Here is a 1,410-nt window from a genome sequence, read left to right on the forward strand (position 1 = left end):
ATGCTCCTCCTTTTTGCATTCTGAGAAAATATATAGTCTTTTCAGAAAAAGTGAAGTAATATTATGGTAAAAACAAAAATTGCGTTCTAGAGGTGCACAAAGTGCGAGTAAAAACACATTATTTAGAAGAGGGCTGCATCCTTTCAAAAGATGTTATTGGAATGACAAAGCGCCCCATCATAACTAAAAAAACCATCATTACAAACGAAATGCTGGAAGTGCTGCAGGCCTTTTTGGTCACTGATGTAAGTGTTGAAAAGACATTGATTGACGGAAGCTGGTTTTCTCCGAAGGAAATCATTGATGAGGAATCAGAAGAAGAGGGCAGCGATTCAACTTTTTTAACTCAATATTTAAAAGCGGTACAAGCCTATAAGAAGCTTTTTAAGAACTGGCAGGCAGGAAGCATAGCAGATGTCGCAAAAGTGCGCAGCATCATTATTCCTTTATTTGAAAAGTTTTTGGAAAATCCTCAGGAGCTTGTTTCGCTTCATCATTATTGCAGCAAAGAGGACTATTTATACCATCATGCTATCTCAATGGGCATCATCTGCGGATTTATCGCAAAGAAAATGAATTACGAACTGGCAGATATCATGCAGATTACGATGGGAGGCTGTTTGGCAGACTGCGGGATGGCAAAAATTCCTCCAAAAATACTCGATAAAAAAACGAGCCTGACTTCCGAGGAATACGAAGAGATCAGAAAGCATCCCATATATAGCCTGAGAATGCTTCAGAATACCCCGATACTAAAAGAAACAGTAAAATATGCAATTGTTCAGCATCATGAAAGATTGGACGGAAGCGGATATCCCGCCGGACGGAATGGTAAGGAGCCTCATTCTTTTTCAAGGATCGTGGCAGTTGCTGATGTATATCATGCAATGACTTCTGAAAGGATATACAGGAATAAACAATCGCCGTTTAAGGTTATGGAAATGATCCTTCAGGATGACTTTGGCAAATTTGATATTACAGTAGTTAAAACACTGCTTGAATGTGTGACAACCTACACCATCGGAAGCCGGGTAAGGCTCTCAAATGGATATACGGCAGAAATCATTTTCATAGATGCACATTCTCAGACACGGCCTCTCGTAAAAGCTGCAGACAGCGGAGAAATCATTAATCTTGGTAAAACCCGGGAGTTGTTTATTGAGGAAATCCTGTAAATCTCCCTCACCTGAACTCCAGGTAAAGGATCGATATAGACCAAATTCCTGGAATCTATTAGTCGTGGAATCTATTATCAAAGGGGGAGATTTCCCCCTTGCTTTTCTTGTCCTTAGCCTTTATAATAACGAAGTCGCACCAGAAGAGAATTGCAGGATATTTTCTTTTAAAAAAGTTATTGACCTTGTAAACTATGCATGGTATGATATTAAAGTCGCTTACGAGATAAACGAC

At 39.4% G+C, this 1,410-nt stretch carries 2 protein-coding genes; both read left to right on the forward strand.

Annotated features, from left to right (window positions below; genetic code table 11):
• Nucleotides 1-101 precede the first annotated feature (101 nt).
• On the forward strand, nucleotides 102-1,175 hold the full coding sequence (locus BIV59_RS21795; protein WP_071353558.1) for an HD-GYP domain-containing protein: 1,074 nt from the start codon (nucleotides 102-104) through the stop codon (nucleotides 1,173-1,175).
• Nucleotides 1,159-1,410 (forward strand): hypothetical protein (locus BIV59_RS23975; RefSeq protein WP_205684406.1); only part of this gene is annotated, 252 nt, incomplete at its 3' end. The genes BIV59_RS21795 and BIV59_RS23975, both read left to right, overlap by 17 nt.

Origin of the sequence: Bacillus sp. MUM 13, assembly GCF_001866725.1 — a bacterium.
In the GTDB taxonomy this organism is placed as follows: domain Bacteria; phylum Bacillota; class Bacilli; order Bacillales; family DSM-1321; genus Peribacillus.